This window comes from Chondrinema litorale (assembly GCF_026250525.1).
In the GTDB taxonomy this organism is placed as follows: Bacteria; Bacteroidota; Bacteroidia; order Cytophagales; family Flammeovirgaceae; genus Chondrinema; species Chondrinema litorale.
In genome coordinates this window covers 306,215-332,204 of record NZ_CP111046.1, presented here as the reverse complement: position 1 = coordinate 332,204, position 25,990 = coordinate 306,215, and the positions used below count along the sequence as shown (strand labels likewise).

Sequence of the window (25,990 nt, the reverse complement as noted above, 5' to 3'; positions counted from 1 at the left end):
TCAGTGAATACATATAATCATCTAGAGTTATTCTGTTGAGCAATTTTGATCAACAAAAATAAGGCTTGATCTTTCTATGCTTTTATTTGGAAGTTTATCACCTCTTGCTCAACTCAAATTGCTTTCTAGAAACCATAATATCAGACATATTGCTATTAGCCCAATCTGCTAGGTTATGTAAGTGGGGCAAAAGTGATTGTGCTCTACTGGTTAGCTCATATTCTACTTTGGGTGGAATTTGTGGGTACACGGTTCTTTTTACCAAACCATCTGCCTCTAATGACTTTAAGGTAACACTCAACATTTTTTGAGAAATGCTGGCAATATAACCGTGAATCTCATTAAACCTGAGCACTTCACCTTCTTCTAATGTCAAGAGTACCAACAAAGACCATTTGTTTCCTATACGGTCTAACACATTCCTTATTGGGCATTCTTCTATCACTCCAAATTTTTCAAAATTATTTTCTTTCATAACTCATTGATTTTCAGCATTAGTAACTCCAAGGTTAGTATTATACTTAAACGTAAGTTCTTGACAAGCATACGATAACTTTTTACCTTTGACTTACCAAAAGTAATTAAAAAACTTTTTACCATCAAATAACATTTAGAAATCTAAAAAATAAATTAAAATGAAAATAGGAGTAACAGGAGCTACAGGTCAGTTAGGAAACTTTGTAGTAGCAGAATTAAAAAAGAGAGTTGCAAGTGAGGATATTGTAGCTTTAGTACGTACCCCAGAAAAAGCTGCTGAATTAGGTGTTGAAGCGCGTGAGTTCAATTACGACAAATCTGCAACCTTAACTGAATCTTTAAAAGGCATCGATCACCTTTTATTAATTTCTGGTAGCGAAGTTGGAAAAAGAAAAGAACAACACACTAACGTGATTAATGCCGCAAAAGAAGCAGGCATTCAATGGATTGTTTATACTAGCTTGTTACATGCAGATCAATCTTCTTTGAGCTTAGCCGAAGAACATTTAGCAACAGAAGCAGCACTAAAAGAGTCTGGTTTAACACATACTATTTTAAGAAATGGATGGTATACTGAAAACTATACCGGATCAATAGCAGGTGCATTACAAGCAGGTGCATTTGTAGGAAGTGCAGGTGAAGGTAAAGTATCTTCAGCAGCGAGAATTGATTTTGCAGAAGCTGCTGCTATTGTAATTACAGATACTAGCTACAAAGGTAAAGTATTCGAACTTGCAGGTGATGAGTACTACACTTTAAGTGACCTTGCTGCTGAAATTTCTAAGCAAACAGGTAAAGACATTCCTTACAATAACTTACCAGAAAAAGACTATGCAGAAATTCTTAAATCTGTAGGTTTACCAGAAGGCTTAGCTTATGCTATCGCTGGTTGGGATGTAGGTGCTTCTAAAGACGATTTGTATGATGATTCAAAACAATTGTCAAAAATATTAGGAAGAAAAACAACACCTCTTTCTGAGTCAGTTAAAGCTGCATTATAATTATAAACAAAGAAGGTCTTAAATTTAAATTTAAGACCTTCTTTGTATTTAAATGCTTTTAAAAATTACTCAACAGGTTCTAATTTATACAAGCCAGAAGCATGAGAAGGCAATTCTTGGCTAAATGTAGACTCAAACTCTCCTACTTCTTCTCCAGTCCATAAGTTGGTAATTTTTACTTTGCCATCCACTTTCAAGTCAGTAAACTGTACATCAACATCTTGTGATACAGAATCTGATAGATTAAACAAGGCAAGGTATTTCATGTCTGATGTGGTACTGTTTGATGTAATCGCTACTTTATCATCTTTAAAGTATAACTGTTTTACATCTTCACTTTCAGAATGCATTTTTAACACCTCTTTGTTGGTTAAAAGTGATAAAGTAAACTCGTCGTTGCTAGGTAAGTCTCCACCAAAAAATAATGGCGAGCGGAAAATAGTGAACATAGACATTAAAGTATATTGCTCATCTTTTGTCAAGTTGGTCATTCTATCATCTCCTACTTCACCTCTAATTGAGAGTCTACCTAGTGGAATCATGTCGCAGTCTGGCCAAGTTCCCGGTTTGATGTAGCTGTACCAATCTTGGCTCACTTCAAATAAGTGTCTGATATGCCACCAGCTATCCCAAACATCATTAACCATTCTCCACATATTGGCATATTCGCTCACATGGTCTGCAGATTCTACAGGTGTCGCTCCCGGTGAAGTACTCAATACAATCTCACGACCGCAATTAGAAATGGCATTGCGAATTAGTTCTATTTCATCTTTATGATAAATAGGTGCTGAAAGATCGTCTATTTTAATAAAATCTACACCCCAATCTGCATATAACTCAAAAATTGAATTATAATATTCTTGTGCGCCGGGCTTGCTAGCAACTATGGTGTAATTATCTCTTAACCACTTGCACTGGTTTTCTTCTGTGTAAATTTGGTCAGCCGTGATGCCATCTGTTCCTTTAATTGGAAGCTTCTTCTCTACTGCTTGAGTAGGCACTCCACGCATAATATGGATTCCGAATTTTAATCCTTTTTGGTGCACATAATCTGCTAAAGCTTTAAAACCATTGCCGTTTGCTGCTGAAGGGAATCTGTTTTCGGCAGGTAAATATCTTCCGTATTCATCTAACACATAGATGGGATCAGTTTGATTGTAACCATGAGATTTCGTGTTTTCTACAAACCATCTGATATCAACCACAACATATTCCCAACCATAATCCTTCAGATTTTCAGCCATGTAATCTGCATTGGCTTTTATTTCTTCCTCTTTCACTGTAGGCCCGTAGCAATCCCAGCTATTCCAACCCATTGGAGGAGTTTTAGCCCAGTCTTTAAAACTGACATTTTTTGCAGGAATATCCTGTGTTTCTTCAGTTTCAGTCTGAGTTTGTTTTTGCGTACAAGCAAATGGAAGGAATAATAAAAAGATTAGTAAAAAACTGTTTGATTTCATATTTCTCTATCTATTAATTAAAGTTTGCTTTTTGGTTGGAAATCCATTTAAAAACCCGAGATTATTCCCGGGTTTTAAATTTATAATTCATTTCCCACTAATACCCCGGATTTTGCTCTAAATTCACGTTTTTATTGGTTTCTTCTATTGGAATTGGCAACCAATACATTGCCGGAGCATTAAAAGTTCGCTGTTCAACTAGAATACCCGGAGTATAAGTTTTTGTACCATCAGGATGCAAAACAACCTCAACTCCTGTTGCATCTCTGTTTAACACATCGTCGGAAATCTCCCATCTGCGTACATCGTAGTAGCGATGTTCTTCAAAGCATAATTCTACTCGGCGTTCATTTACAATTCGATCCCAAAGGTCGGCACCAGAATCTGTAACCTCAGGCATTTGAGCTCGGTTTCTAATTACATTTAAGGCTACTTTGGCTTCTGTTTCTTTGCCTTGCATATAAAGAGCTTCGGCATAGTTTAAATACTGCTCACCTAAACGAAACCAAATCCAGTTTTTAGTGCTTGGGAAATTCCAACTGTTAGTCACATAATTTTCGTCCATGAATTTCCGAATATTGTAACCAGATTTACTTGTATTCCAGTTATCTTGGCCATATTTAGTGTCTTGTCCACCTCCTGTAATTTCGCCAGAAGCATCAGCAATTAAATAAGTTTCTACGTTTCGATCTTTCCAGATATCTCCATCAGAAAGCACTGATGCATACAAACGTGGATCACGATTGGCATATGGGTCTGCACTGTGTTCAGGATTGTTCCAATCGAACTTTGTTCCATCTGCCATTTCGAAATCGTCTACTAGCTCAGAGATTGGCGTATTTCCACCCCATTGTCCATATCCGTTAGGTCCGTTTGATTGATCTAAATATGATAGATTAATGTCATCTGCACTGGTTCCTCCTTGTCTGTCGAAAATCACTTCGCTATTGCCACCATCTAAAAATAGCTGAGTGTAGTTTGTTTTTACATCTCCATACTGATTATATAATGCATATCCGCTATTTAATGCAGCATCTATACAAGCTTTTGCTGCTTCTTCGGCTAAACTCCATCTCGAAGCATCAGCAGAAGTATAACCTACTAATTCATTTGTTCCGGGATTCATTAAAGGACTTGCTGCATATAATAACATTCTAGATTTTAGTGCTAATGCAGCAATGCTTGTAGCTCTACCAACATCTGCTCCTGAGTAATTATCTGGGAGTAATGATGCTGCTTTATCGCATTCAGAAACTATAAAATCTACATTGTCTTCGTAAGAATTTCTGGCAACACTCAAAAACTCTTCTCTATCATTTAATGTATAAGCTTTTGTAATAATTGGCATACCACCCCATCTCGAAACCAGATCGAAATACATGAGCGCTCTTATAAAAGTAACTTCTCCAATCAGTTTGTCTTTTTCGGCTTCATCGCTAAACTCAACATCTTCTACTCTTTCGAAAAATAAATTACAATTACTTATATTATTCCAGATTGTAGCCCAAGCACGGTTATCCCAACCCCACCAAGCACCATTCATTCTACCTAAATCAGCAGGGTTTACATAACCTTGAGTGAGTGGCTCACAACCACGAGACCAAGTAAGGTAAGTTTCATCAACTACAGAACTTTGCCAAGATTCTGCCCAACCATGACCTATCGCACTATAGCGAGCATTTACAAAAGATGCCACAAGATTAGGGTCTTCCCAAACATCTTGTTCCGAAATTTCTGTTAGCGGAGATTTGTCTAAGATTGCATCTCTATCGCAAGAGCTTACTAATACGAATAAAAGCCCTGTTAGTAATATTTTTATCTTTTTCATATTTGTGTTCAATTTAGAAAGTTAGATTCATACCAAAGTTGATTACCTTCGATTGAGGGGTACTCCATGCAGCAAATCCTTGTCCACCCTCAGTTGTCTCTGGATCCACATTTTTTAATTTGGTAAAAGTCAATAAATTAGAAGCACTGGTATAAAAGCGAGCTTGGCTAAACGGCAAAACATTCATAATTTTTTCTGGCATTGTATAGGCAAGCTGGATATTTTTAAGACGTAAGTAGGTAGCATCATTTAACCAGAAAGTGTTCTTTTGAGCTGATGATGTTACTTGTCTGTCATATATTCTTGGATAATCTGCATTAATGTTTTCAAATGTCCAGCGATTATCGAAATAGTCTTGTGTAAAGTTTCCAATACTACCTGATTCAAAAAATACATATTGCCAAACATTGGTTGCTCCTTGCCATAACATGCTTAAGTTCCAATTGCCATAACTCACACCTAGATTTACACCATACACTATTTCTGGAGTGGTGGTTTTATTTGGGCGAATCATATCATTTCCATCAATTACACCATCTTCGTTGGTATCGCGGAAAATCAAATCACCCACTTTTGAATTACTTAAATGAGGATAAGCATCTAGGTCTTCTTGCGTACGGAAAATGCCGATTTCATCATATAACAACCAATCTGCTCCTAAAGCCTGACCTGTACGTTTTTGCCATTCCAAAGTGCTTTCCGGTTCATCAAAATAGAGGATTTCACTCTTAGCATAAGACATGTTACCACTTGCCATAAAGTTGAATTTGCCAAAAGTGTTGTTGTACCCTAAAACAGCCTCGAAACCTTTTGTTTCAGCCTCAGCAATGTTTTCAGCAGGTAATGAAAGTCCAGCATAATCTGGCACATAAGAGACTCCACTGTATAAAATATCTGTTCGTTTTGTTTTAAATAAGTCTAGGTCAAAACTGAAATAATCTAAGAATGAGGTTTCTAAACCTAAGTTGATAGTGGTTGCAACCTCCCAAGAAACATTAGGGTTAGCTGTACGCACTTGTGTTATACCTGTTTGTGGTGATGGACTATTACCACCTAAAGTAGCATTGTTACCAAAAGTATAAGTAGTTAAGTATTGATACTGAGCGATTTTATCATTACCCATTTGTCCCCAAGAGCCTTTAAACTTGAAAAACTCGATAAATGATAAGCTACTTTTCCAGAAATCTTCTTCAGAAACTACCCAACCCACGGAAGCTCCCGGGAAGAAACCAAATCGATTCTCTTTAGGGAAGTTTTGAGAACCATCGTATCTCCAGTTAAATTGTACTAAGTATTTATCTTTATATGTATAATCTGCACGACCAAAATAGTTTACTCTACCTGTTTCTGTAGCGTAGCCATCATTTAAGCTAGTTTGTTGGTCACCAGCAAAAATTTGATCTACAATGGCAGAAACATAATCTTGTCTTTTTGCCCAAAGGTAATCGTAGTTACTTTCGTATTGCTCATAAGCGATAAAGGCAGAAACATTATGTACATCATTAAAAGAATACTTATAGCTCAGTTTAGTTCTGGCAGTAATACCAAGAGATCTATCCATATTCTCGTTTAGAGACGCATTGTTTGGACCATATTTTCTTGGAAAATATTCACCTGTATTGTTGTTGTATCCATATAGGTAAAAAGCTTTCTCGAAGTGCTTATAAAAATGATCTCCACGATCTACAAAAAGACCTCCATCTATTTCTAAACCTTCAGTAATAAAAGATAAATCTAAGTTAACACCTAAGTCTGCATTCAAATAGCTGCGTTTACTTTGCTGATAACCCATTGAACCATCCACGGCAGTAAATGGATTAAAATTATCTTGAGAAGCTAAAACTGGTAAGTCGTTATCTGGCCAAACAATGTTTACTCGTGGGTCTCCTTTAACCAAATAGCGCCAGATATCTTCTGAACCATAATGCGGTGAGTTTCTATCTTCTTGTCTTAGTGAGATGTTGGTGTAGATTTTTAGATAATCATTTACCTGCATATCTATGTTAGAGCGAAGGTTATATTGCTTATAATTACTTGCACTGTTTCTGTAGTAATTATCTTGGAATTGATAACCTGAAGAGACAAAGTACTTCACTTTATCTGTACCACCACTTACTGATAAGTTATGTTGCATTTGTGGTGCATAATCTCGAAGGGTTTCATTTATCCAGTTTACATTTGAGTAATTTGTAGGGTCTGAACCATCGCTGAATAACTGAATTTGTTCATCAGTATATAAAGGATTACGGCCATAAATTTCTGTTTCAATCTCGTTGAGGGCTACTGCATAATCTGCTGAATTGAGCATTTCTGGTATTACAGTAGGTTTTCTTATACCGAAGTTTGTGGTTAATCTTACCTCCGTTTTGCCACTTTTACCTCTTCTGGTAGTTACTAATATAACTCCATTAGCTGCCTGAGCACCATAAATTGCCGCAGAAGCATCTTTTAATACAGTAATACTTTCTATATCATTCGCATCGATGTTGCTAAGTCCACCAGCGCGGTTGGCAACACCATCTACTACTATTAAAGGGCTATTATCGCCAAAAGTACTACGACCTCTAATCAAGATTTCTGTATTTTCATAACCTGGTTCACCAGCACGGTTGATACTGCTGGCGAAATGCTATAAGTCCTATTCAAATATTTATTAGATTCGGAAATCATACAATAAATATTTAAATACAAGATCATGTTAAAGCCAAATAAGATCCCTGAAATTCCCATACTGACCAAACAAGTTGCCCATGCCAGTTTTCCTAAAGGGAATATTTATATAACCCTCAAAGATGAACTAGGGATAATCTATGAAAATGAATTTTTTGCAGATTTATTTCCCGCTAAAGGTCAGCCAGCAGCAGATCCTTGGAGATTGGCCATGATTACTGTTATGCAATTTATCGAAGGTTTATCTGACCGACAAGCTGTAGAGGCTATGGCGTCCCGGATTGATTGGAAATATTTATTGAGCTTGGAACTCACTGCAACAGGTTATGATAATAGTGTTTTATGCGAATTTAGGAGTAGATTGATCAAGGGAGCTCCAGTAACTCTACTCTTGGACAGATTACTAAAAAAATGCGAAGAGCGTAAATGGATCAAAAAGAGGGGAACTATCCGGACGGATTCTACCCATATGCTAGGTGCTATAAGAGCGACCAATAGATTGGTCTGCATAGGTGAAACAATTAGAGCAGCACTGAACAGTTTGGCCACAGTTGCTCCTGATTGGATGAGGCAACATGCCATACCGGATTGGACCAAAAGGTATAGCTCCCGAATAGGTAGTACCCGCCTTCCCCAAAGTCAATTAAAACAACTAGGGTTTGCAATACAGATAGGAAAAGATGGATATGACCTTTTGGATATTATATATCAACAAGACGATGAGGGCTGGTTAAGAAACCTTCCTGCCGTTAAACTCCTCCGCAATGTATGGGTACAACAATTTTATCTTCAGGAAGACAAAATAAATTATAGGGACAAGCAATTGGGCATCCCCCCTGCTTTACAGTTCATCAGCTCACCTTATGACAAAGATGCCCGCTATGCCAAGAAGTATACCACATCCTGGATAGGCTATAAAGTACATATTACAGAGACATGTCAGGAAGATCTTCCTTATTTGATTACCCATATGGTTACAACCAAAAGTCCCATTGCCGATAGTAATATGACCGATGGCATCCATGATGATCTAAAAAAAGATAAAAGACTTCCTAAGACCCACTTGGTAGATACAGGGTATATTGATTCTGCTTTATTGGTAAACAGTAAAAAACAATATGCCGTTGAACTCTTAGGACCAACCCGGTCCGATCAAAAATGGCAAGCCAGATCAGGAAAAGGATTTGCATTGAAAAACTTTAAGGTCGATTTGGACAAACAGGAAGCCATTTGTCCTGAGGGTCATACCAGTAAAAGTTGGACAATAGCCTATGATAAACGTAAAAAAGAAATGATAAAAGTAAAGTTCTCTATGAAAGATTGTAAAGTATGTAAAAGTAAAGCGTTCTGCACCAAAGCTCAACGGCGCACGCTCACTTTATTGCCAAAAGAGGAGTATCAAGCGATGATAAAAGCTAGGATCGGACAGAGTAGAGGTGATTATATTACAACATATAATAGGAGAGCAGGAGTAGAAGCAACTATATCTTTGGGTGTAAGAGCCTTTGGAATGAGGAGAAGTAGATATATAGGTCTTTGTAAGGCAAACTTACAAAATGTAATTATAGCCACAGCTATGAATTTTTCAAGAATTTATTATTGGCTGGAAGAAAGACCAAGAGAGAGGACCAGAATCTCAGCTTTTAGGAAATTGATGGAATATCCTGACAGAATCGTTGCATAGAAGGTTTCATTTCGCCAGCAGTATCACGGTTGTTGGTAACTAAGCCCGGTAGTCTACCAATGAGTGTATTGGCAATGTTTGTTTCCGGAACCTTTCTTATATTTTCGCCTTCTGTAGAGACGATTGAACCTGTTAAAGTTTCTTTTTTCTGGGTTCCATATCCAATTACTACTACTTCTTCCAACTGCTCCAAATCTGGGTTCAAAGAAACATTAATTTCACTTTGATTATTTACAGTAATTTCTTGAGTTATAAAGCCAATATAACTGAATTGTAAAATAGCATCTGAAGTGACATTGAGAGAGTAATTACCATCGAAATCTGTAGTGGTTCCTGTAGTACTTCCTTTTATTAAAATACTTACTCCTGGTAAAGGTTCTCCATCTTCAGTTGAAGTTATAGTACCAGAAACTTTAAACTGAGCAGGGTCTGTATTTTTATATTCTTCTTCTAGCCGTTGTTTAAATTCTCCTTTACGAATGTAAATTTTATCATTTACCCGCTTAAAGTGTAAACCAGTTCCTTTTGAAATATCTCTCAGAATATTACCAACTGAGTTATTTTGCGCACTATAATCTATAACAACATCTCCATAATCAATAAGATTATTTAAATATACAAATTCGAATGAGGTTTGGTCTTGAAGTTCTTTAATTGTAAGCATCACCTTTTGTTCGTCTGAAGGTAAGCTCACATAGATTTTATCAAGACTGACTGACTGCCCATTGCTGGCATTTGCAAGAAATAAACTTGCAAACAAGCACTGCAAAAACAAGCCATATAGCGAAAATTTAGACATAATAATGATTTGCCTTAGTAATTTCAATTTCATATTTTTACTAGGTTTTAAATTTTACAATAAGTTTAAAATACTATCCTGGAATGTTAGAGGGCACTCCCCACAAGTTTCTCTATGTTCCAGGTTTTTTTTGAGGCATTAATCAACTGCTGTTCATTGTTTTCATTTTCTTTATTTTAGAATAATATTAACTTGATCTTTATTAATTGTATAGTCAAAATTGTAAGTAAAACTTAAGCCCAATAATACTTCTGAAAGGCTTACATTATCGTATATCGTATTGATTGTTCCTGTTGGAGTTTTACCCTTTTGCTCAAATTCAACACCATACCATTCTTGTAATCTTTGCATCACCTCATTATAGTTAGCATCTTTAAGCACAAGCTTGCCATCTTTCCAACCTGTAATTTCTTGTATATCGAAATAGGTTTTATATAGGCTACTATCAAGCATATCTGCAATACCCATTTCCTCAGGAGTTAGCTCAATAATATTATCCTGATTTTTCATTTCTACTCTTCCTTCTACAAGTGCAATGTATACCTTGTTACTGTCTAATTTCACATTAAAGGAAGTACCTAACACTTTTGTCTCTACAGAATTTGTGCTTACAATAAAAGGTTTAGTTTTATTCTTTGTCACATCAAAATAAGCTTCGCCTTTTAAAGTGATTCTTCTTTCATTAGATTTTAGAAATTCTTTTTCAAATGAAATAGAAGATGAACTATTCAATATCACTCTGGTCCCATCTGGCAAGGTTATATTTTTCTTTTGGCCAGAAATTGTTGATATTTCTGAGAATACTTTAGCTATTGGTTGCTCTATTTTTTCTTCATTATTATAGAAATACAATACAGTAAATACACCTAGCAATAAGGCAATAGAAGCAGTAATTTTGCTAAAGGTAAAAAATGGATTTACTGTTTTTAGTTGATTTTCTGGCGCTGGTTTATTTACTGCAAAATGCTTTCGATTAATATCTTGCTCTATGCTTTGCCAGAGAAGTTCTTTATCTCGATTAGGAGTTATTTCAATTCCACCATTTTTATGATTGAGTAAATCGTCTATGAGCGATTTTAATGCTTCTTCGTTTTCATTAGCTGCAATCCATTTATGAACCTCAAGTATTTCTTCAGATGTACATTCATCTGCTAAATACCTTTTAATTAGTTGATGTTCAAGTTCTTTTCCGGTCATTATTGAAAAATGTTAATCTGCTTTTTTGCAAAGCCTATATCAGGTTCTATAAATTCGATTTGGGGTAAATACGTTTTAGGTAGGTCTTTACCCAACCTCCTTTTCTAAAAAAAATTAAATATTTTTCAGAAATAGCTCTAGAATGATCTGAGAGCCATTTTTTAAATAAAAATTATTTGAAATAAGAGTATTGAAATGAGTGAGATTTCGCCATGCAACTGTAAATATTCCGTGATAGATTGCTTGGCTAATTTCAATTGTTTTTCAACCATTTGGGTGGAGATACCCAGTTTTTCAGAGATTTGTTGGTTGGTAAGTCCGTCTTGCCTTTTGAGGTTAAAAACAACTTTTCGTTTTGGAGGTAATTTGTCTATGGCTTGTTCAAGTGTTTTAGAAAGCTCTTTGTGTTCTAACCAGCTTTCTGTTGAAGAAGCACTAAGATTTAGCTTGTTGAAGTCTTCTTTTAAAACCACTTTCGCTTTTGTTCTCACTGCACTTACAAGCTGGTTTCTAAGAATAATAAAAAGGTAGTTTTGGTAATCACTATCATCTTTGAGCATATGTCTTTTTTCCCAAAACTTCATAAACGCTTCGTGCAACACATCTTCTGCTTCTGGTTTAGATTTTAAGAAAGCAATAGAAATGCTCAAGAATTTATCGTAGTGTTTAAGATAAATTTCTTTAAGTGCATTAATATCACCTTTCTTCAGATTATTAGAAAGTGACTTCCCTTCTTGCAGTTCGATATTAGCGCTCATTTCCATATCTTATTAACTTATTGCTCAAGTTATTTAAAGCAACAGACATCAATCTATTTAGAAAATTAATAATTTATAGACGCCTTTACAAAAAAAACTCACAAATAGGAATTGCTTCAATCAGTAGCAATTTACAAAAATGATAATTTCTACCAATAAATAATGAAAATAATGTATTTTCCCACGAAATGTCATTTACTCTTTTATTCGATATAAATAAGGATTTCTACCCGGAGTTTCTTTTTGCAATTTGGGTAAACGCTCAAAAATACCTGTGCCCAACATCTTTTTTTGGAACCTGCTTCTTTCAACTTCTTGCTCCAAAATATCTTGATGTAGCTGGTGTAAATCTGGCATAGTAAACTGCTTTGGTAGTAAATTATAGACAATATGCTCACGTTTAATATCATCTTTTAATCTATTTCTAGCTTCCATAGCTATAGATTTATGGTCCATCCACATTTCTGGCAAGTCAGCAAAATCGAACCAAGCAATCTCGTCGTGGTATTCTCCTGCTACCGGTGCTGTCACTTTCATATCTACCAATGAATAATATGCAAGCGTAACAAATCGATTGTTAATCCAGTAATCTTCTTTCCAAGGAATACCAGCATTTAAAAACTGCTTATCTTACACCAATTTTGAATATGGAGATATGGAAGTGACTTTGTCAAACGATACCATTTACGCTTCCGTAACAGTGCATAATATTGGCGAAAAAACAGGAAAAGAAGTAGTTCAGTTTTATTTATCGATACCAGAGACTAAAATTGATCGACCTGAAAAAGAGTTGAAAGCTTTTACTAAAACCCAAATCATCAATCCGGCTGAGTCAGAGATAGTAACTGTTGCTATACCAGTTGCTGACCTTCGCTACTGGAATGAAACTCAATCTAAATGGGTATTAGAAAACGGCAAATACCAAATTCAATCAGGAGCTTCTTCAAGAGACATCAAACAAATTAATGAAATAGAACTGTGAAGCAATTAAAGCCAAATTAAATCCGATGGCGAATCTGTGTATGATAGATTCGCCTTTTTTCTTCATTTAAATCAATATTTAGCTATATTAAGGAAAGTATTGATTTAAAGTAAATATGAATTTGGCGTTTCTCGGAGTCATTACCATTGCACTCCTATTTTTTCTGGTGATGACTAGAAAAGCTTCTCCCGTAGTGGCTTTAATTCTGGTACCAATTGGTACTTCTTTGCTCGGTGGTTCGGGTAAGGAAATTATAGCTTTCATTACTGATGGAATTAAATCTATTGCGCCAACAGGTGTGATGTTCATCTTTGCTATTTTGTTTTTTGGCATTCTAACAGATGCAGGAACTTTCAGCCCTATTATAAATGGTTTGCTAAAAATGACACGTAAAGACCCCGCTAGAGTGGCAGTTGCAACAGCACTTTTAGCTATGATCGTGCATTTAGATGGCTCAGGCGCAGTTACTTTTTGGGTTACGATTCCTGCATTTTTACCAATGTACGATGCATTAAAAATGAAAAGGTCTACCCTTGCCTGCATCGTGGCTTTATCTGCGGGAACCATGAATATTCTGCCTTGGGGAGGCCCCACAATAAGAGCAGCAACCGCTTTAGAAATTTCTGTAACCGAATTGTTTAACCCATTATTAATCCCAGTATTGGTCGGATTGTTGGCGGTTTTAATCTTGGCTTATCTAATGGGGAAGAAAGAAAAAAACATAGTACTTCCGGTAGTTGAGCTAGAAACCGAAGCAGCAGACACATCTGAATTAGAAAGGCCAAAGTTGTTTTGGGTAAATATTCTTCTCATTCTCTTAGCAGTAAGTACTTTGATATCAGGTTTTGCTCCTCCTCATGTCATCTTTATGCTGGCATTTGTAATTGCTATTAGTATCAATTATCCAAATCTTAAAACACAAACAGAGCGAGTAAATGCACATGCCAAAGCAGCCATGCTCATGGCGAGTATTTTGTTTGCAGCCGGCTGTTTTACAGGTATTTTAAAAGGCTCCGGAATGATTGATGCCATGGCTAGTTCAGCGGTTCAATACATCCCTAATTGGATTGGCAACCACCTAGCTGTAATTACAGGTGTAGCTTCGATGCCAGCCAGTTTACTATTCGATCCAGATTCTTTTTATTTCGGAATATTACCATTACTTTCCACTACTGCTTCGCATTTTGGCGGTGATACCATAGAAGTTGGCAGAGCTGCTATTATGGGGCAAATGACAACCGGCTTTCCTGTAAGTCCATTAACAGGTGCTACATTTTTACTCACTGGTTTATCGGGAGTAGATTTAGGCGAACATCAGCGAAAAACTATACCCTATGCATTTTTAATTACTATTATCATTCTCATTGTGTCACTAGCAGTGGGAGCCATAACATTTTAAATATGAAAAAAATTAGAATTGGCAGTGGTGCCGGATATGGAGGAGATAGACTTGAACCTGCGCTTACTTTAATCGAAAATGCTAAGCTAGATTACATAGGTTTCGAATGTTTGGCAGAAAGAACCATTGCATTAGCACAGAAAGAGAAAAGGCTCAATCCGGATAAGGGTTACAACCACTTGCTGGAATATCGTATGGAAAAAGTGTTGCCACTGGCTCATAAACATAATGTGAAAGTAATTACAAATATGGGTGCTGCTAACCCCATTGCAGCCATGTTTTTAATTGCAGAAATGGCCGAAAAACAAGAATTGAAAGGGATTAAAATAGCGGCGGTTTTGGGCGATGATGTACTTGAATTGATAGATGATAAAAAGCAATATCAAATACCAGAAACTGGTAAGCCGCTAAGCTCGATTGAAGACAGCATTGTTTCGGCGAATGCTTATTTGGGTGTAAGTGGAATTGTTGAAGCATTGAATAATGATGCCGATATAATCGTAACAGGCAGAGTGGCTGACCCTGCTTTGTTCCTTGCTCCTATGATTTACGAATTTTGTTGGGATATAGCTGATTTTGATAAATTAGGTAAAGGCACTTTAATTGGTCATTTACTGGAATGTGCTGCACAGGTAAGCGGTGGTTATTTTGCTGATCCAGGAAAGAAGAATGTGGAAAATTTATGGGATGTAGGTTTTCCATTTGTAGAAATTGATGAAACAGGCGAAGGTTATATTTCTAAAGTAGATGGAACTGGTGGCGTCATCAACACAGCAACTTGTACAGAACAATTACTCTACGAAATCCATGATCCGGCGAATTATTTAACCCCAGATTGTGTCGCTGATTTTTCTAAAGTTGAGTTTGATTTGGTGGAAAAAGATAAAGTAAAATTCAGCCATGCAAGCGGCAAAACAGCTACCGATTCTTATAAAGTAAGTGTAGGTTATCAGAATGGATATTTTGGCCTTGGGGAGATTAGTTACGGTGGAGCCAACTGTATGGAAAGAGCCAAACTTGCAGGAGATATCATTCAAAAAAGATTGGAGAAATATACCTTTTCAGACTTAAGAATTGATTTTATCGGATTGAATTCTATCTCACCATTAAACTACGAAGTGAATGAAATTCATGAAATTAGGTTACGCGTATCAGGTAAAGCAGAGTCTTTAGAAACAGCTAAGCAAGTTGGCAGAGAGGTAGAAGCCTTATACACAAACGGACCTGCCGGAGGTGGTGGAGCTACACAGAAAACCGAAGAGGTGATTTCGGTTGCATCCATTTTTTTAAAGAAATCAGAAGTTCAAACAACCATCATTTATAAAGCAATATGAAACTCTGGGAAATAGCACATTCTCGCACTGGCGACAAGGGAAACATTAGCAATATTTCGCTCATCGTGTATGATAAATCTAATTATAATTTAATCGCCGAAAAAGTAACCACTGATAGCGTAAAACAATGGTTTAGCGCTAAAATTAAAGGAAAAGTAGAGCGATACGAATTGCCACAATTAGGAGCTTTAAATTTTGTATTGTTTGATGCATTAGACGGTGGAGTGACCAATTCTACTTCATTAGACAAGCATGGGAAATCACTGAGTTCTTTCTTATTGGAGATGTCCATATAGACTTTTGCTAACAAAAAAGCTGCACAGAATTTCTCCATACAGCTTTAAACATGATGCTAATTAGGCTAGAATTTTACTATCTAAAATCTAATTTCTTTATTTGCCCGGATAGAAAACCGCATCGAAAAACTGCTTCATATCTTCTATGTAAGGCTTACCATATTTGGCAAAAGTCTCTTTTGTAGTGGCATCTGGTTTCCAATCGAAGAAAGCATGCCCTACTCCTTCCACTTGCACATATTTTACTGTCTGACCATCTGCTTCTAAAGCATCAGCATATCTTTGTACATCTTCATCTTTAATAAGAAAATCTGTAGTACCACGAATGAGATATTGCGGCACTGCGCGCTCTTCTATGTTAGGAATACTTTCAATTGGAGAGATTGCAGCAATTTCTCCATCGGTAATATCTTTACTAAACCTCTTGATGAAGCTACCTTCAAAAACACCATAGCTTGGTGCAGCCACTTTAATTGCATCTTTAATTTCTTTACGAACTTGGGCAACAGTTTTACCTTCTGGCATATAAGTCGGTTTATACTCATACACACCATCTTTTTCACCAAAACCACCATCTCCAATCATATCTACCATGTTGGCAGCAGAAGCAGATAAATGGCCACCAGCACTATCGCCAGTTACAGCAATTCTTGTAGGATCGCAGCCATATTTCTTCGCATGTTCTTGAATGTGAGCAATAGCACCATAAACATCTTCAATCAGATCGCCCATCGTGTTTGGTTCTTTGTCGCCATCTAGTTGGCCAATCCAGCGGTAATCGATGCTGAAAACCACATATTGTTTGCTTTTAACCAGTTCTCTTGCCATACCTCTCATAATATCTTCGGTATTAGAAGACCAGCCACCGCCGTGAATAATTACGATTCCGGGTAGATTCTTTGCACCTTCTGGTGAGAACACATCATACTTTAATTCTTTTACCCCCGGCTTGGCGTAGACCACATTGTTTGTCACTTTAAATCCTTCTAATTCATCAGATTCTATAAATGAAGCTCCCAACACTTTTTCTCTGTCTACTACTACTTCGAATTCTGGTTTCATAGTCTCATGGTACTGAGTCCACATGCCTTCACCCGGATTGTAGAAATAACCTCCATCACTGCTAAAGCCAACATCAGGAGTTGTTTTAATTTTTAGCACTGTACCTTCTTTCACTAGTCCATCTTCGGGAATGGCTGGTGTAATTTTAATACTTCCATTTTCTGGTTCTTCTACAGTAACTTTAAAAGTTTTTTCCTGTGCAAAAAGGGAAATTGGGGAACTCAAACCTACAAGAAGTGCTATTCCCAAGACTTTATTCAATCTGTTCTTCATGAGTTTAAATTTTTAATTTAGACCAGCCAATAATTTCAGTTATGCCGGTAATTTTCATTATCATATTTGTATTTCAGAAACACCCTCCGCTTTCGGGTTTGTATTTTTTAATTGAATCTACATCTAATATTATTCTATAAAAAATTGAATGGATCAGTTGGCAGTTTTCACCGATAGTTTTCAATTGAAAATCGACAGATTTAGACAAAAGCTAACTCGTCTGTTAAAAGGATAATTTGGTAGATAAATCCATCTATCGCATCTATTCATTTGCAAGAAGCACTAGATTTAAGTCTGCTTTTGCTATGAAGCCCTTATTTTTACCTAAGATTTTCTTTTGCTCCTATGCCTGCATTATTTATTCGACAGTTTATTTCTCCGCTCATACACATATTGGTTTGGGTATTTTTGGCTGTGATGTTGTTGCTGTTTCAGCCACTTTTTGTAGAAATAGAATTGCCTGTTGTTTTCTGGATTAAACAAGGGCTTTTATTTATACTTTGGCTGGGAGCTTTCTATTTTAACTACTGGTTTTTTATACCCAGAATACTGTTTAAAGGCAACATATTTTGGTTTGTAATAGCAGTTTTGCTTTTATGTATTGCAGTGGTGATATTGCTTTTTTTGCTTGAAGTGTATTTACAAGTGCCTAAACAAGTTGAAGAAGCTATAATTCCAAATTTCACAAGTAAGCGTGTTTTCCCTCCGGTTAATACTTTGTTATTGGTTTTCTTTACAACTTTTTTAGTGTTGGGTATAGGCACTTGTATTGCGGTAGTTCAAAAATGGCAAAACGATACTCATTTACATCAACAATTAGAGAAAGACAAAATCAGCTCTGAACTCTCTTTTCTTAAAGCCCAGATTAATCCGCATTTCTTTTTTAATACACTCAATAACATTTACATACTCACCAGTATAGACATTGAAACATCTCGCAAAGCACTACATAAACTCTCGCGAATGATGCGCTATGTGTTGTATGAAACCCAAAAAGAAGAAGTATTGCTGAGCCAAGAAATTGCTTTTTTAGAAGATTACATGACTTTAATGAAGCTTCGTTTGACTGATAATGTGCAAATTCGGTTTGAATCGCCTAAAGCCATTAAAGATGTAATTGTAGCACCGATGCTGTTTTTGCCTTTTGTAGAGAATGCTTTTAAACATGGTGTAAGCGCCAAAGAAGATAGTTGTATCGACATTGCCATTTGCCAGCAGAGCAAGCAATTGGAGATGCGTGTTGCAAATACTAAATTTAATGAAAAGCGAACGATACTTGAAGAAAGCAATGGCATAGGTTTGGTAAATACCCGCCGCAGGTTGGATTTGTTATATCGCGATAAATATAAACTTGAGGTAAACGAGCTTACAACAGATAATAAGTTTTTGGTTCACTTAACTATTGATCTATCATGAAAATATTGAATTGCATAGCTGTAGATGATGAACCATTGGCATTAGGGCAGGTTTGCAAGTTTATAGAGCAAACTCACTTTTTAAAGCTGGTTGGCAAGTTTACCAATGCAATCGATGCTTTACAGACCATACATAAAGATGAAATCGATCTAATTTTTCTAGACATACAAATGCCAGATTTAACAGGTATCGAGTTAGCCAAATTGCTCGACTGGAAAAAGAACATGACTGGCCCTCGCATTATTTTTACTACTGCTTTTAATCAATTCGCAATTGAAGGTTACAAAGTAGATGCGCTAGACTATTTGCTCAAACCTTTTGATTACGATGATTTTTTAAGAGCAGCCAGCAAAGCCAGTGCTTATGCAGAAAAACTCAGTAACAATCCTGCTGTAAATACGAAACCAGATAAAGACTATCTGATATTAAAAGTGGAATATCAGTTAGTGAGAATTGCCTTTGATGATATTTTGTACATCGAAGGTTTAAAAGATTATGTAAAAGTACATGTGGCTAACAACGAACAAGCCATATTATCTCTCACCAGTTTAAAAGCACTAGAAGAAAAACTACCATCAGAGCGCTTTTTGCGCATCCATCGCTCATATATTGTTTCGCTAGAAAAAATTAGAGCTGTTACCAAAAACTCTGCTCAAATCGGAGAAACTACTATTCCGGTGAGTGAGCAATACAAAGACCCATTTCTCTTATTTGTAAATCAATGGAAAGAATGATGAAAATGTTGAAACTTATCCTTATTAACTTTTTACTAGCTTTTTGCCTGTTTAGTACTACCCTTTTTGCACAAAATGTAGCATTACAAGGAAAGGTAATTGTCGATTCGCTGTATTCTAAAAACCTCGAAAATGACTATGCAGAAAACCCTACTAGAGCTGTTTCGGTTTATCTCCCTCCCAATTATGATAATAGTAAAGAGCGCTATCCGGTAATTTATTATTTACATGGTTTTCTAAATAACCATAAGCTTTATCCAGAAATGATTGAGGTTTTGGATTTTGCCATTGCCACTCATAGAATCAGGCCATTTATTCTAGTGGTTTCAGATCAGCAGACTACTTACGATGGTAGCTTTTACAGCAATTCTGAGCTTTTCGGCAATTGGGAAGATTTTACTGCTTTCGATTTGGTAAAATACACAGATGATAACTACAGAACACTTGCTAATAAAGATAGTCGTGGCATTACTGGGCACAGTATGGGCGGTTATGGAGCTTTAAAAATTGCTATGCATCACCCAGATATTTTTAGTAGTGTGTATGCTTTAAGTCCGGGTGCGCTCACTGTGGTGCGAGAATATGGCCCAAATAGCAATACTTACAAAGAGCTTTCTAAAATTAAAACCACCGAAGAGTTGGCTAAATCTTATTTCCCAAAAGTGATTGTTGCATTTGCTAAATCGTGGTCGCCAAATCCAGATAATCCGCCTTTTTACTGCGATATTCCTTTCGAGTATAAAGATGATGAGCTTGTGGTTCACCAAGATGTTTTGGAGAAATGGTATAAAAACCTGCCTTTTTACATGGTAGATGAAAACTTGGAAAATCTACAAAAACTGAAAGCCATTAAAATGGATTGGGGTAGAAATGCTGGTGAGCGATTTACGATACAATGCGATATGTTTAGCCAGAAATTAGAAAATGTTGGGCTTACTCATTTTGCCGAAGAATACATAGGTACGCATGTGAGCGGTATTTTTACCAAAGATGGAAGAGTACCAAACCAGATGCTGCCTTTCTTCGATTATTATTTAAAGTTTGAGAAGTAAAGATTAAAATGCAGTGGAAATGCTAATTCAACTGCATTTTTTTGAATTCAAGGGGTTTCATTCCAGTTTGCTTTTTAAACAGTCGGGTAAAATATGAGGTGTTTTCAAAACCTAATTGGTAAGCAACTTCGGCTATGTTTTGATTTTCAATTCGCAACATATTTTTCGCTTCAGCAATTAGTGATATATGGATTAAATCTATAGCGGTTTTGCCAGTTTCCTGCTTTAGCAAATCGCTCAAATATCTAGGAGAAACATATAAATCTTGTGCCAATGCATTTACTGATGGAAGCCCTTTTGAAATAAGGTAACCGGCATCAAAATAAGCACGCAAAGCTTCATTAAATTTTGTAACTGTTTTACCAGACATATCTGTCCGGTTAATAAATTGTCTTTTGTAAAACCGCTGCGAATACATCAAAATAGAAGCTACATGGCTAATAATAATTTCTCTGCTGTATTCATCTTGATTGCTATTATACTCCAAAGTTATTTTGTTGAATAACTCCCAGATAATGTCTTCTTCTTTTGGAGATAGATGCAATGCCTCATTGGTTTCGTATTCAAAAAAGCTGTATTTCTGTATGTTGTTATGTAACTCATTTCCAGCTAGATAATCCTCGTGAACGAGTATCATAAATCCGGTTTCTTCAAACTCGAGATGCTTCATTTCTATAATTTGCCTGGGCTTAACAAACATCATAGAACCATTGCTATGGTCGTATTTGGTACGACCATACAAGATTACTCCTGCACGCAATTTTTTAAAACCTATCAAATAACAATCACTCGTAAACTCTCTATCTCCCAGAGGGCAATCCGCTGTACAGTTTACAATACTAAAAAGCGGATGCTCGGGAGCAGGCCAGTTATAAGCTCTATGTAAATCTGCTAATGTTTTATGATGGGTTACTTTGCGCATTTTGATGTTTGTTAAGCCCTAAACAAATTTGTTTTAATTTACTACAAATTGATGTGAATACAAGTTCAGCCTTGATGTTCTGGAATCCAATTAATGTCCGTGAGCGGCAATGCTTACTTCTTTCCAAGCATCAATTTCTGCTTGCCTTTTGTTGTAAACATCCTTCATTACATGGTAACCCATTCTACCAAGTAGTAATCTTGCGGGAGGATTTTCATTATCAACTAAATCTAATACTGGTTTTACAGTTGCTTCAGGTATGCCATACATATCTGTATCTGATGAAGCCTCAGCAAAGCCTTCTCTTACTGCGTTGTAGTCGGTAATGTTGTTAGAAGTTTGCAAAGCAGAAGCACCAGCCCAATCTGTAGCATAACCATTAGGCTCAATAATAGTCACTTTAATACCCAGATGAGCAACTTCGCTAGCGAGTGTTTCACTTAAACCTTCTATAGCAAATTTAGAAGCATTGTAGATACCAAGCATTGGCATAGTCGTAAGACCAAGTAAGCTTGAAACTTGAATAATTTGACCACTTTTCTGTGCTCTCATTACTGGTAAAACAGCTTGTGTTACCCATAATAAACCAAAGAAGTTAGTTTCCATTTGTGCTCTGGCATATTCTTCGGTCGATTCTTCTACTGTGCCAAACAAACCGTAACCCGCATTATTGATAAGCACATCGATGTTTCCAAATTTTTCGATGATGAGGTCAACAGCATCTGAGCTGGCTTGCTTGTCTCTTACATCTAATTGAATGGGTAATACATTCTCACCATATTTTTCAACTAAGTCATCTAAGTCTGAAAGTTTTCTAGCAGTAACCGCTACTTTATCTCCTCTCTGTAAAAATGCATCTGCCCATAATTTTCCAAAGCCTCTTGATGCGCCAGTAATAAATATTGTTTTTGACATTTTTTAATTTTTTTATGATTAAACAATGACACAAAATTACGGGCGATCAGTCTGGTAAAATAACACGTATGTACGAAAGAATAGCACAAAATGACATGTGCTACTCATTTCATTCATTTACCTCAGACATAAACTCATAACTTCCTGCACTTAGTTGATAGACTGCTTTGCCATTTTCGAATTTGACAAACTCAACACCTTTTGCCTTTGGAGCTTTTTTCCCAGACTCTTTTACAAGTTTTTGAGAGCTAGTTGGTAAAAACAAAGTAGCTGTGGTATTTGCAGGGACAGTAGTTTTATAGGTAAATAGATTACCCTCTTTTTTCCATTCACTTTCAATTCTGCCATACATAGAGTCGTAGTAACCTTTTGCCCAATTCATTTCTCCAGTTGGGTCTGGAGTTGGCTGCAAAATGAATGATTTAAAGCCCGGCTCAGCTCTTTGTATACCCAATGAATAATTATACATCCAAGAACCGATGGCACCAAATGAATAATGGTTGAAAGAGTTCATGCCATTATTTCCGCCAAAACCATCTTCAACAGTGTAAGAGTTTAAGCGCTCCCAAATGGTTGTAGCTCCATTTTTAACAGAATACAACCAAGACGGATAAGAATCTTGTTGCAGCAAACTGTAAGTAGCTTGATCGTAACCAAATTCAGAAAGAGCCGGAGCCATGGTGGCTGTACCGATAAAACCTGTCATAAGCGAATATTCTGGTCTCGTTTTACCCATGTGGTCTACATTTTTGCGCTTTACAGTTTCGGCTAAATGTTTGGCAATATCTGCTTCATATTCTTCTTTAAAAGCACCTAAAGCCAATGGAATCGCATAAGAAGCTTGTGAGTCTACAAAACCACCTTTTTCAAAACTATAGTCTTCGGGTTTGGCAGCTAGAGACATTCCAATGTAACCCGAATGGATGGTTTTATGAGTCGTTGGGTCTACATAGGTTTTGTTAAAGAAGTCTTTTCTCTGCTGATGTTTTTCTGCGTATTTCTTCGCATCTTCATTTTTGCCCAGCAACTTGGCAGATTCAGTCAAGATCATTAAATCATAAATCTGATAGGCTGTCCAAATCATGCTATTATCATTTTTATAGCCTTCTGGACTGAGCCAATCACCCAATGGACCTTCATCGAGAATACCTTCTGCGTTTTGTCTAGATTCCAGAAAATCTACATAAGACTTCATCGCATCATAATTCTCTTCCAAGATTTTTAAATCACCATATTGCTGATAAACTTCCCAAGGAATGGTAACTCCGGCACTTCCCCAAAGCGTTCCTCCGAAGCCAGTTCCGACCGGAGCAATATCTGGAAATCGGCCATTTTTGCTTTGTAGTTCTCTATTTGCCAATAAATGTCTTCTTAAAAATTGATCGACATTGCCGAGGTAAGTGGCTGTTTTGGCAAATACATTAATATCTCCATTCCAGCCCATTCGCTCATTTCGGGCAGGCGTATCTGTTGGGATAGACAAGAAATTTCCTCTAAAAGACCAAGTAATATTCTTCCAAAGTCGGTTTACTTGCTGGTTAGAAGTTTCGTAAGATGATGCCAAATTTTCAATGGAACTTACTACTAAACCCTTTACATCTTCTTTAGGAATCGCTTTTTTGATGCCTGTAATTTCTATGTATCTAAAGCCATGAAAAGTAAATGTCGGTTTTATTGTTTCTTCACCACCTTTTAAAATCCATTTATCTGTAGTTAATGCAGCCCTGATGTTTTCCATCATGATCATTCCTACATAATTCTTATGCTCTGGCAAATTTGGGTATTTCATTTCAGCATAGCGTAAAGAAACCATATCGCCACTTTTACCTGAGATTTTAATTTGAGGGAAACCCACCATGTTTTGCCCCATGTCATAGACAAAAACACCGGGTCTTACTTCTTCTACACTTTGAGCAGTGAGTGTTTTAACAATTTTGGCATTGTTCCCAAGCTGTCCTATAATTTGCAAATCGTCGTAATTGAAGGCAGACTCATCGTTGCTCTTTTTGAGATAAGCTGTTCCTTCTAATGGAATTTTTACTGCCGATTTCCATGCTGAATCAGCATAATCTGAGTTTGACCAACCTGCAATTAAAGCTTCTTTTCGAGCATCGTAGACTTCACCCTGAAAATAGCTTCCATAAATTATCGGGCTATCATTAAAATATTTCCATGTCTTTGGTTCTGTAACCACTGTTTGTGTTGATCCATCAGCATAGGTAATCACCATTTTAGCTAAGAGCGATTGTCTATCGCCAAAGTAGTTCCAGTTATAACCTCTGTAAGAAAGATTTCCACTCCACCAACCTTCGCCTAACATCGCTCCTACTGCATTTTTACCTTTCTTAATTTGATCGGTTATATCATAAGTTTGATACATGTGGGTTTTGTTGTACTGTGTTAAACCCGGATTAAAATAGTCGTCTCCGATTCTCTCTCCATTGATGTACATCTCATAAATGCCACGAGCAGTTACGTATAATCTGGCTTTGGCAATTTCTTTCTCCTCTGATGAAAAAGTATTTCTCAACATCGGCATGGAGTTCTTATCTGGATTTGCGATAATTAGTACATCCTTATCAGCATTACCTACCACATAGCTTTCTTCTGTTACAGATAAATCATCACTTTGGAAAATGCCATTGTATGATTCACCTTCGAGGTTTTCATAGAACAGATTGTTAGATGGTGCTCTAAAATTCATTACAACAAGCTCAGAGAAATACGCTTTTTGATTCTTTTCAAGTTTGAAGCCGATATCTCCCAGCATTGGATAAGCTATTTGGTCGCCACCTTGGTCACCATGTGGATTAAGATTAGAACCTTTTACATCTAGCCAAGGTGGTGCATTTTTATCTGGATTGATATTATTTTCTTCCGCTTTGCCATCTAAGTAAATCATACATTTACCAAAATTCATCTCAAAATACACTTCGCGCCAATCGTATTTGTTTTGTTCGTTGATGAGCGATTTTGAAATGTCGAAAGAATATAAAGCTTTATTGGCGGCATCATTAGGACTGTATCCCACTCTGTAAATATTGAGTTTAGCCAAACCATCTTCAGTTTCATCAACTTCACTAATGTCTAGTTCAAATGAGAAATAACTTTCGTCTTTGCCAACTTCTACACCTAAAATATTTTTGTTTTTATCCATCAACCTGAAATCGTTGGCACCAAAAACAAAGGCTGCTTTGCTAGATTCGCTTTCGCTATCTAGCTTGATTTTATAGGAAACTTTATACACAGAAAGCGCTTGAGAATAAAGCACTAAATCTTCAGCACTTCCACCAATCCAATCGGCACCATCCCATGCCTGTAAATTAGGGTTTGAATTCATTAAACCAGTTTCAAACCAAGAAGCGGCTTGATAAGATTCTCCTTTTTGATCAATTACATTCACCTCCCAATTATACTTTGTGGCAGCTTGTAAGTCTTGTCCATCATACAAAATATTGAGTGACTCATTAGACTTTACAGAACCCGTATTCCACACCTCGTTGCCCCATTCGTCTTTTACGGTTAAGGTATAAGCTGTTTGGTAGTATCCTCTTTGGTTGTCTGTAGTTTTCATTTGCCAGCTAAATCGCGGCTTTTTAATATCAATTCCCAGTGGTGTTTCTTCGTACTCCACTTTCAGGTTTTGCAGAGTAATCTGGCTAAATCCTTTTAAGGAAATTAAAACCAGAATGAATGTGATAATTTGAATCCTTTTCATATTTGTTTAT

Annotated in this window: 21 protein-coding genes; 9 read left to right on the top strand and 12 right to left on the bottom strand. The window is 36.5% G+C overall.

Annotated elements, in window-relative coordinates; translation table 11 throughout:
* Nucleotides 1-97: 97 nt before the first annotated feature.
* The gene (locus tag OQ292_RS26200; RefSeq protein WP_284687145.1) at nt 98-475 is read right to left on the bottom strand and encodes a winged helix-turn-helix transcriptional regulator; all 378 of its coding nucleotides are present in this window, start codon (nt 473-475) and stop codon (nt 98-100) included.
* Nucleotides 476-635: 160 nt separating this feature from the next.
* On the opposite strand from OQ292_RS26200, the gene OQ292_RS26195 reads away from it, so the two are divergent.
* Nucleotides 636-1,478 carry an SDR family oxidoreductase gene (locus OQ292_RS26195; protein WP_284687144.1) on the top strand — a complete coding sequence of 281 codons (843 nt, stop codon included), beginning with the start codon at nt 636-638 and terminating at the stop codon, nt 1,476-1,478.
* A 65-nt stretch (nt 1,479-1,543) separates the two neighbouring features.
* On the opposite strand, the gene OQ292_RS26190 is transcribed toward OQ292_RS26195, so the two are convergent.
* The 3 genes from OQ292_RS26190 to OQ292_RS26180 all read right to left on the bottom strand — a co-directional run bounded on the left by OQ292_RS26190 (nt 1,544) and on the right by OQ292_RS26180 (nt 7,383).
* On the bottom strand, nt 1,544-2,941 hold the full coding sequence (locus tag OQ292_RS26190; RefSeq protein WP_284687143.1) for a glycoside hydrolase family 27 protein: 1,398 nt from the start codon (nt 2,939-2,941) through the stop codon (nt 1,544-1,546).
* Between the two features lie 97 nt (nt 2,942-3,038).
* On the bottom strand, nt 3,039-4,769 hold the full coding sequence (locus OQ292_RS26185) for a RagB/SusD family nutrient uptake outer membrane protein (protein ID WP_284687142.1): 1,731 nt from the start codon (nt 4,767-4,769) through the stop codon (nt 3,039-3,041).
* 13 nt (nt 4,770-4,782) lie between these two features.
* Nucleotides 4,783-7,383, bottom strand: a complete 2,601-nt coding sequence (locus tag OQ292_RS26180; RefSeq protein WP_284687150.1) for a SusC/RagA family TonB-linked outer membrane protein — start codon at nt 7,381-7,383, stop codon at nt 4,783-4,785.
* Between the two features lie 78 nt (nt 7,384-7,461).
* Here OQ292_RS26180 and OQ292_RS26175 point away from each other — a divergent pair, with 78 nt between their 5' ends.
* Nucleotides 7,462-9,123, top strand: coding sequence for an IS1182 family transposase (locus OQ292_RS26175; RefSeq protein WP_431733766.1), 1,662 nt, complete (start codon nt 7,462-7,464; stop codon nt 9,121-9,123).
* Here OQ292_RS26175 and OQ292_RS26170 read toward each other — a convergent pair.
* The 4 genes from OQ292_RS26170 to OQ292_RS26155 form a co-directional block, all read right to left on the bottom strand.
* A complete protein-coding gene (locus OQ292_RS26170; protein WP_284687141.1) occupies nt 9,083-9,955 on the bottom strand; it encodes a carboxypeptidase-like regulatory domain-containing protein in 873 nt (290 codons plus the stop codon). The genes OQ292_RS26175 and OQ292_RS26170 overlap by 41 nt on opposite strands.
* A 138-nt stretch (nt 9,956-10,093) precedes the next feature.
* The gene (locus OQ292_RS26165; protein WP_284687140.1) at nt 10,094-11,119 is read right to left on the bottom strand and encodes a FecR family protein; all 1,026 of its coding nucleotides are present in this window, start codon (nt 11,117-11,119) and stop codon (nt 10,094-10,096) included.
* Between the two features lie 161 nt (nt 11,120-11,280).
* The gene (locus OQ292_RS26160; RefSeq protein WP_284687139.1) at nt 11,281-11,883 is read right to left on the bottom strand and encodes an RNA polymerase sigma factor; all 603 of its coding nucleotides are present in this window, start codon (nt 11,881-11,883) and stop codon (nt 11,281-11,283) included.
* Nucleotides 11,884-12,072: 189 nt separating this feature from the next.
* Nucleotides 12,073-12,414, bottom strand: a complete 342-nt coding sequence (locus tag OQ292_RS26155) for an NUDIX hydrolase (RefSeq protein WP_284687138.1) — start codon at nt 12,412-12,414, stop codon at nt 12,073-12,075.
* Between the two features lie 118 nt (nt 12,415-12,532).
* On the opposite strand from OQ292_RS26155, the gene OQ292_RS26150 reads away from it, so the two are divergent.
* From OQ292_RS26150 to OQ292_RS26135, 4 genes are all read left to right on the top strand, one after another.
* Complete coding sequence (locus OQ292_RS26150) at nt 12,533-12,859, top strand: fibronectin type III-like domain-contianing protein (protein ID WP_284687137.1); 327 nt, start codon at nt 12,533-12,535, stop codon at nt 12,857-12,859.
* Between the two features lie 115 nt (nt 12,860-12,974).
* Entirely contained in the window at nt 12,975-14,258 is a 1,284-nt protein-coding gene (locus OQ292_RS26145) for a CitMHS family transporter (RefSeq protein ID WP_284687136.1), read from the top strand.
* A 2-nt stretch (nt 14,259-14,260) separates the two neighbouring features.
* Nucleotides 14,261-15,592: an acyclic terpene utilization AtuA family protein gene (locus OQ292_RS26140; RefSeq protein WP_284687135.1), complete on the top strand. Its 1,332-nt coding sequence runs from the start codon at nt 14,261-14,263 to the stop codon at nt 15,590-15,592.
* Nucleotides 15,589-15,888, top strand: coding sequence for an AtuA-related protein (locus OQ292_RS26135; RefSeq protein WP_284687134.1), 300 nt, complete (start codon nt 15,589-15,591; stop codon nt 15,886-15,888). Before OQ292_RS26140 ends, OQ292_RS26135 begins: the two co-directional genes overlap by 4 nt.
* A 96-nt stretch (nt 15,889-15,984) precedes the next feature.
* Here the strand turns inward: OQ292_RS26135 and OQ292_RS26130 are convergent, their stop codons facing one another.
* Nucleotides 15,985-17,223, bottom strand: coding sequence for an alpha/beta hydrolase (locus OQ292_RS26130; RefSeq protein ID WP_284687133.1), 1,239 nt, complete (start codon nt 17,221-17,223; stop codon nt 15,985-15,987).
* A gap of 345 nt (nt 17,224-17,568) precedes the next feature.
* Here OQ292_RS26130 and OQ292_RS26125 point away from each other — a divergent pair, with 345 nt between their 5' ends.
* From OQ292_RS26125 to OQ292_RS26115, 3 genes are read left to right on the top strand one after another with little or no spacing between them, the layout of a single operon-like run.
* Nucleotides 17,569-18,639: a sensor histidine kinase gene (locus tag OQ292_RS26125; RefSeq protein WP_284687132.1), complete on the top strand. Its 1,071-nt coding sequence runs from the start codon at nt 17,569-17,571 to the stop codon at nt 18,637-18,639.
* On the top strand, nt 18,636-19,373 hold the full coding sequence (locus OQ292_RS26120; RefSeq protein WP_284687131.1) for a LytR/AlgR family response regulator transcription factor: 738 nt from the start codon (nt 18,636-18,638) through the stop codon (nt 19,371-19,373). The genes OQ292_RS26125 and OQ292_RS26120 overlap by 4 nt, the downstream gene beginning before the upstream one ends.
* 5 nt (nt 19,374-19,378) lie before the next feature.
* Nucleotides 19,379-20,425, top strand: a complete 1,047-nt coding sequence (locus OQ292_RS26115; RefSeq protein ID WP_284687130.1) for an alpha/beta hydrolase — start codon at nt 19,379-19,381, stop codon at nt 20,423-20,425.
* Between the two features lie 22 nt (nt 20,426-20,447).
* Here OQ292_RS26115 and OQ292_RS26110 read toward each other — a convergent pair whose 3' ends face one another.
* The 3 genes from OQ292_RS26110 to OQ292_RS26100 all read right to left on the bottom strand — a co-directional run bounded on the left by OQ292_RS26110 (nt 20,448) and on the right by OQ292_RS26100 (nt 25,980).
* The gene (locus tag OQ292_RS26110) at nt 20,448-21,347 is read right to left on the bottom strand and encodes a helix-turn-helix domain-containing protein (RefSeq protein WP_284687129.1); all 900 of its coding nucleotides are present in this window, start codon (nt 21,345-21,347) and stop codon (nt 20,448-20,450) included.
* 90 nt (nt 21,348-21,437) lie between these two features.
* Nucleotides 21,438-22,262 (bottom strand): oxidoreductase, encoded by an 825-nt coding sequence (locus tag OQ292_RS26105; RefSeq protein ID WP_284687128.1) that lies wholly within the window; start codon nt 22,260-22,262, stop codon nt 21,438-21,440.
* 109 nt (nt 22,263-22,371) lie between these two features.
* Nucleotides 22,372-25,980 carry a glycoside hydrolase family 78 protein gene (locus tag OQ292_RS26100; protein WP_284687127.1) on the bottom strand — a complete coding sequence of 1,203 codons (3,609 nt, stop codon included), beginning with the start codon at nt 25,978-25,980 and terminating at the stop codon, nt 22,372-22,374.
* Nucleotides 25,981-25,990 lie beyond the last annotated feature (10 nt).